This window comes from Corynebacterium sp. ACRQP (assembly GCF_022345915.1).
Taxonomy (GTDB): domain Bacteria; phylum Actinomycetota; class Actinomycetes; order Mycobacteriales; family Mycobacteriaceae; genus Corynebacterium; species Corynebacterium lehmanniae.
Genome location: NZ_JAKRMZ010000004.1, coordinates 109,764 through 115,952 on the forward strand (window position 1 = coordinate 109,764; position 6,189 = coordinate 115,952).

A 6,189-nucleotide genomic window follows, 5' to 3' on the forward strand; every position below is an offset into this window, starting at 1 on the left:
ATTGCGCCGCGAAACAGTGGCGGTCGTCGCCGCCGCCGGCCAGGGAACCCGCCTCGGCGCGGAGGTGCCCAAGGCGTACGTGGAGCTCGGCGGCCGCACGCTGCTCGAGCGCTCCGTGGCCACGATGTCCGAGGTAGTCGACCATGTCGTCGTGGTAGTCAGCCCGTCGATGGAAGCGCGCGCCCGCGAACTTCTCGCGGACTATACGGTCCAATTCGTGCACGGGGGCGCGGAGCGCGCGGACTCCATCTTCGCTGCGCTCAAAGCAATTACGCTTGACGACGCCTGCGTGGTCGTCCACGACGCCGCCCGCGCGTTAACCCCCGCCGCGATGGTCTCGCGCGTGGTCGACGCGGTGCTGGGTGGCGCCCCCGCCGTCGTGCCGGTGGTGCCGGTTGCGGACACGGTTAAGCGGGTCTCGGGGGACGTTGTTGGGGAGACCCTGGACCGGTCCGCGTTGCGCGCCGCCCAGACGCCGCAGGGCTTTGACCTGCGGATGCTGCGCGAGGCGAACGAAAAGTACCTCGCGGAGAAGCCCGCGTTTGTCGCCACCGACGACGCCTCGTTGATGGAGTGGTTCGGGGTGCCGGTCGCGACCGTGGAGGGGGATCCCATGGCGTTCAAAATCACCACCCCGCTGGATCTGAAGCTCGCGGAAAGCGTGGTCGGCGCAGCCTAAGGCCCGTGTCGGGGTCGTTTGCTATAGGTACGCGTGGGGGACTCTTACCTTCTTGTGTGTTCGAAAAAGAGTCCGAAAAAAGTTCTAGAAAACCCTTGACATGAAATATGTGTCGGCATTATGTTCGATAGTAGTTTCGGGAAGGAGGGTGAGACATGAGCGGAACTTTTATCACTGAGAAGGAAGGTTGCCCAGTCGCTGCTGCTGGCCAGGCGATGCGGGAAGCGGAGTTTGCAGTCTTCCACAGTTACGCCAAGCCGTTGGTGGAAGTGGAGGACTTCGAACTAGAGGCCCATTCGATCGCGATGGCGGTAGGGGAGAGCCAGAGTTGGGCTGAAAGCGGGATTCTTGGGTATTCGGTGCTGGCGGATCTGCCGAAGCTGCGTGCGTTGCAAGAAGCGACCCGAAGGCTAGATGTTCGGCGGTTGTCGGCCATCGAGTCCACGCTGAACCGCCTCAACGATCTGGCTACGCCAGACATTCTCGCGGACATGGATGAGTATCTGGTCAAGGTATTCACGCCGAGGCGGGTGGGGGCGGAGTTGCCGTCGCCAAGCTCGCTGCGTCGCCGTCTGCGCGAGCGGATCCAGCGCATCGATTCCGACCTCGCGCCGAACCAAAAGAAGATCAAGGAGCGGAAGAAAGAGAAAGACCTGCCGTTCGGCACCTGCCGGAGCATCTTCTACGGCCAGGACGACGGCGATGCCGGGCTGAATGTGGAGGGCGACCCCGTCACGGTCGGCCTGATGGAGCGTTTCGCCGAACAGGTGGCGCGCGAGCACAAGCTCTCAAGGGACGACGCGATCAAGGCAATCCTCACCGGCGAGATTCGTGCGACGCCGAAGGTCGTGCTCTACATGTTCACCTCGAAGACGCCGGGCAGCTCGTACTACATCCCGAACTTCGGGTGGACCGACGCCGACGGCACCGCCGCGGTAGAGCAGATGCTGGAGGACAACCCGCCTCACATCGTGGACCTTGACGAAGCGGAACATGCCGAGACTGAGGCATACGTGCCCACCGCCGCCATCCGTGCGCTGGTGCAGGCCCGCGACGGGGTGTGCCTCTGGCCCGGCTGCAACGTGAAAGCCGAAAACTGCCAGCTGGACCACCGCATCCCGTACGACGAGGGCGGCAAGACCACCGCGTCCAACCTGTTCAGCCTGTGTGCCCACCACCACAACGTCAAGACCGATCGCCGCGTCTACTACGCGCCTGACCCGGTCACCGGCGAAATCGTGTGGCTGCACGCGGACGGTACCTTCCAGGTCTCCGCCCCGGAAGGGTTCATCACCGACTACCTGCAGCCGGTGAACCCGAGATGGAAGACGACGCTGGAGCAACGCCGCCAGAAACGCAAGGACCGTGCCGAGTTTTACAACCGCTGCCACTCTGCGGTGGAGAAGTACGAAAACGACTTCGACTACGACGCATGCATGGCCACGATCCGCGCGATGGAGGACAGGTTCGGCATGACATTCGAGTATCCGCCGAGTAAGGAGCCGGAGGACACCCTAGATACCCTCGCCGCGCTGGAAAAGCAATGGAAGGAGATTGAGCTCGAGGAGATGCAGGGGTACTACGCCGTCCACGACTTCGGCGAGCCTGAAGTAGCGTCGTACCTATGACAAATCTTCGAGTAGGCACGGCGTTCGACGCCCACCAGATCCAACCCGGGAAAGAATGCTGGATCGCCGGCATCCTCCACGAAGGCCAGGACGGCTGCGAGGGCCACTCGGACGGCGACGTGGTCAGCCACGCCATCGTCGACGCCGTGTTGTCCGCCTCCGGCCTGGGCGACCTCGGCTCCTTCGTCGGCGTCGGCCGCCCGGAGTACGACGGGGTGAAAGGTGTCCAGCTTCTGCAGGAGCTCAAAGAGCTTCTCGACGCCCACGGCCACAGCGTCGTCAACGTCTCCGCCCAACTCATCGGCCAGAGCCCGAAGATGTCGCCGGTGCGGGAGGAGGCGGAACGGGTGCTCTCGGAAGCCCTTGGTGCCCCGGTGTCTGTTTCGGCGACGACGACGGACCACATGGGGTTCACCGGCAGCGGGGAGGGCCGCGCGGCCATTGCGACGGCGTTGGTGGAACGAAAGTTCCCTATTTCGTAACTAAAGTTCCCTACCTGCGGTTTTAGCTTCCGTTCAGAGAGTTTTCGGCTTATCGTGACCGCATGCGAAAAATACGTACAGCGCTCGCTGCGGTGCTTGGAACGGTCGCGGTGGCCCACGCCCCCATCGCGGCGGCGGTCCCGGCGATGCCGCAGGGGTACCCCATTGAGAACCTGGACACGGAGTGCAGCGCCGGTGTCACGCCCGAGTGGCGCTACGGCGAGACCGCCCGCCGCTACCTCGCGGACGGCACTCTCCAGTTCACCAACCGCACCGACCAGACCGTGCCCTACACGGCGACGGTGGAGACGGGCACGAACCGCAAGATCGAGGCCAACTCGAAGGCGGCCCTGCCCAGCGGCTGGGACACCACCGCGAAGGCCGACATCGGCCTGAAGGAGTCCAACGGCTGGATCGAGGGCGAGACCTTCGGCCCGATCGAGCTCGGCCCGGGTGAGTCGTTCCGCGTGGATTACGGCGTGCTGGAGAAGGACTTCATCTCCATGTTCGTCACCTGCGACAACGGCGTGCTGCGCAACGCCCCGGGCGCGAACGTCATCCGCGGCACCGGCCCGGCGGAGCGCTACGCGTTCGCGTACATCATCAAGGCGGACGGCTCCGTGTCCAACCTGGCCATGGAGATCCCCGCCCGTGCTGAGGGCGCGAACTCGAAGCCTGCCGGCGACACGTACACCGCCACCTCTGGTCCGAGCTTGGAGAAGGTGGCGGGGGAACGGGACGCCGTCGTAAAGCCTGATGCTTCCTTCCGCCGCGACGAGGAGTGGCCGCAGCTGAACGAGCCCGCACGCGAGGGCGACAAGTCCTGGTACCCGCACGACATCGAGGCGGTGGCGCCGACATTCCGGAAGCCGGGCTACTCGCAGGACTTCCTCAACTGGTCCAAGGGCGATTACACCTTCCGCCCCGTGACGGACTACGTCGTCGGTGCGGAGAACAACCAGTACCTGAACTGGATGGGCGAAGACGGCCGGTTGCCGGAAGGCTGGCTCACCTCCGTCGGTGCGGTCAAGCGCGCCTACATGCCGGTGAACACCCCGCTGAAACCCATCGACCTGAAGCCGGGCGACCGCGTCCGCGTCGAGTACGGCACCACGATGACGCGCATAAACTACAGCGAAATCTCCGCCGGCCGCGACGGCAAGTACTCCCGCGTGGTCACGCACCCGCAGTCGGCGGCGCCGTCCGGATTCTGGGCTGAGGCCACCGTGACCAGCAAGGACGGTACCGAGCGGGTCATTGACGTCACCCCAGACGAGTACCGCAACCTCCCCGTACCCACCCAAACCTACCTCTAAGGAACAACCATGAAACGCACCATCGCACTGCTCACCACCGCCGCTGTTATCGCTCTCGCCCCGGCCGCGAACGCCCTGCCGCAGCGCACCTACGACGAGACGAACCCGACCACCATCGGCGACAAGTGCGCCAACCCCGGCGACCGCGGCCAGACCGTGGAGATCGTCCGCAGCTACTTCGACGGCTCCGCCGGCACCTGGACCGTGGCCAACTACAACGACGAGCCGCTGCCCGTGACCCGCTCGATCACCGAGACCAAGACCAAGACGTGGAACGTCACCGCGGGCCTGAGCTTCGACGTGGCCAAGCTGATCCAGTTCACCTTCTCCACCAGCTACACGAACGAGCAGTCCTACGAGGTCGGCGAGAAGGTCGGCCCGTACAACATCGCCCCGGGCAAGACCGCCGTGCTGCAGGCCGGCTGGATCGTCTCCGACTTCAAGGGCCAGGAGACCGTGTGCGGTGCAAACGGCACCTGGGAAGCTGCCGGCAACACGTTCACCGCGACGATGCCGAAGGAGCGTCACGTCCGCGTGAGCACCCGCGACAACATCGACTGGGGTGCGTAAATGAAACGGGTGATCCCTGCGCTGGCGGCAATGCTGCTGTTTGCTGCCCCCGCCAACGCGCAGTCCTACGATTTCGAGCTCCCGCAGCGCTGGAACGAGGACCTCGCCCCGGGCAGCCATTGCGCCACCCCGGGTCTCACCGACACCTACGTCGACGCGACCCGCCGCTGGTTCAAGCAGACCGACGCCGCGAGCGTGGGCAACGACACCGAAGGACCGGTGCCGGTGGAGCAGACCGTGAAGCAGAAGCGTGTGCAGACCCTGGAGGTTTCCGGCACCTTCACACCGAAGGGTGACCTGGTGAAGAACGTCTCCCGCGCGTACGGCTGGAACTACGTGCACCAGGCCACCTGGTCGCTGAACCAGGTGGTCGGCCCGTACACCCTCGATGCCGGAAAGCAGGGACGGCTGGTGTGGGGCTTCACCATGCTCGACGGCGACGCGCAGGACGTGAAGTGCAGCGCGGACCAGGTCTGGGAGCCGGTGGGTAAGCCGTACGAGTTCAGCGTTCCGGAGGCGCGCTACTCGGAGCTCAAGGTGGACGAGTCGTCTCTGTAGACTGCGGTGTTGTGAAGCAACGCATTTTCGACACCAAGACCCGCACACTGCGCGACTTCGAGCCGATTAGGCCCGGCCACGTCTCGATTTACCTGTGCGGCGCCACCCCGCAGGCCAAACCGCACATCGGGCACCTGCGCTCGGGTGTCGCGTTCGACATCGTCCGCCGCTGGTTTTTGGCCAACGACTACGATGTCGCGTTCGCGCGCAACGTCACGGACATCGACGACAAAATCCTGACCAAGGCGCGCGAGCACAACCGCCCCTGGTGGGAGTGGGTCTCCACGTACGAGCGCGAGTTCACCCGCGCGTACGACACCCTCGGGGTGCTACCGCCGTCCGTGGAGCCGCGCGCGACCGGGCACGTCACCCAGATGGTCGACTACATGCAGCGGCTTATCGACGCAGGCTTCGCCTACACCCGCGAAGGCTCCGTCTACTTCGACGTGAACGCCTGGGTGAAAGCCGGCGGAGACTACGGCTCGATCTCCGGCAACAAGCTGGAGGACATGACGGGCGACGACCCGGACTTCGCCCTGTGGAAGGCCGCCAAACCGGGCGAGCCGAGCTGGCCCACCCCGTGGGGCCCGGGCCGCCCCGGCTGGCACCTCGAGTGCTCCGCGATGTCCACCTGGTACCTCGGCTCCGAATTCGACATCCACGGCGGCGGGCTGGACCTGCAGTTCCCGCACCACGAAAACGAGCAGGCGCAATCGCATGCGGCCGGCGATGGGTTTGCGCGCTTCTGGATGCACAACCACTGGGTGACCATGGCGGGCGAGAAGATGTCGAAGTCGCTTGGCAACGTGCTGTCCATCGACGCGATGCTCGAGCAGGTTCGCCCGGTGGAGCTGCGCTACTACCTGGGCTCCGCGCACTACCGCAGCGTGCTGGAGTACTCGCCGGAGGCGCTGCAGGAGGCGGCGGCCGGCTACCGGCGCATCGAGGAATTCGTC

At 65.1% G+C, this 6,189-nt stretch carries 7 protein-coding genes; all 7 read left to right on the forward strand.

From position 1 onward, the window contains the following. Nucleotide 1 precedes the first annotated feature (1 nt). Nucleotides 2-679, forward strand: coding sequence for a 2-C-methyl-D-erythritol 4-phosphate cytidylyltransferase (ispD, locus tag MHY23_RS03030; RefSeq protein ID WP_239306374.1), 678 nt, complete (start codon nt 2-4; stop codon nt 677-679). 155 nt (nt 680-834) lie between these two features. Next, the gene (locus MHY23_RS03035) at nt 835-2,307 is read left to right on the forward strand and encodes an HNH endonuclease signature motif containing protein (protein ID WP_141764918.1); all 1,473 of its coding nucleotides are present in this window, start codon (nt 835-837) and stop codon (nt 2,305-2,307) included. Next, on the forward strand, nt 2,304-2,789 hold the full coding sequence (gene ispF / locus MHY23_RS03040) for a 2-C-methyl-D-erythritol 2,4-cyclodiphosphate synthase (RefSeq protein WP_239306375.1): 486 nt from the start codon (nt 2,304-2,306) through the stop codon (nt 2,787-2,789). Before MHY23_RS03035 ends, ispF begins: the two co-directional genes overlap by 4 nt. A 62-nt stretch (nt 2,790-2,851) precedes the next feature. Next, nucleotides 2,852-4,105 carry a hypothetical protein gene (locus MHY23_RS03045; protein WP_239306376.1) on the forward strand — a complete coding sequence of 418 codons (1,254 nt, stop codon included), beginning with the start codon at nt 2,852-2,854 and terminating at the stop codon, nt 4,103-4,105. A gap of 9 nt (nt 4,106-4,114) precedes the next feature. Further along, complete coding sequence (locus MHY23_RS03050) at nt 4,115-4,675, forward strand: hypothetical protein (protein WP_181889059.1); 561 nt, start codon at nt 4,115-4,117, stop codon at nt 4,673-4,675. Continuing rightward, nucleotides 4,676-5,233, forward strand: coding sequence for a hypothetical protein (locus MHY23_RS03055; protein ID WP_239306377.1), 558 nt, complete (start codon nt 4,676-4,678; stop codon nt 5,231-5,233). An 11-nt stretch (nt 5,234-5,244) separates the two neighbouring features. Next, nucleotides 5,245-6,189: cysteine--tRNA ligase (gene cysS / locus MHY23_RS03060; protein WP_239306378.1), on the forward strand; the 945-nt coding region annotated here is incomplete at its 3' end.

Excerpts from the sequence above, each read along its gene's own strand:
- MHY23_RS03035 (WP_141764918.1), top strand. The coding sequence starts at position 835 with ATGAGCGGAACTTTTATCACTGAGAAGGAAGGTTGCCCAGTCGCTGCT.
- ispF (WP_239306375.1), top strand. The coding sequence starts at position 2,304 with ATGACAAATCTTCGAGTAGGCACGGCGTTCGACGCCCACCAGATCCAA.
- MHY23_RS03045 (WP_239306376.1), top strand. The coding sequence starts at position 2,852 with ATGCGAAAAATACGTACAGCGCTCGCTGCGGTGCTTGGAACGGTCGCG.
- MHY23_RS03050 (WP_181889059.1), top strand. The coding sequence starts at position 4,115 with ATGAAACGCACCATCGCACTGCTCACCACCGCCGCTGTTATCGCTCTC.
- MHY23_RS03055 (WP_239306377.1), top strand. The coding sequence starts at position 4,676 with ATGAAACGGGTGATCCCTGCGCTGGCGGCAATGCTGCTGTTTGCTGCC.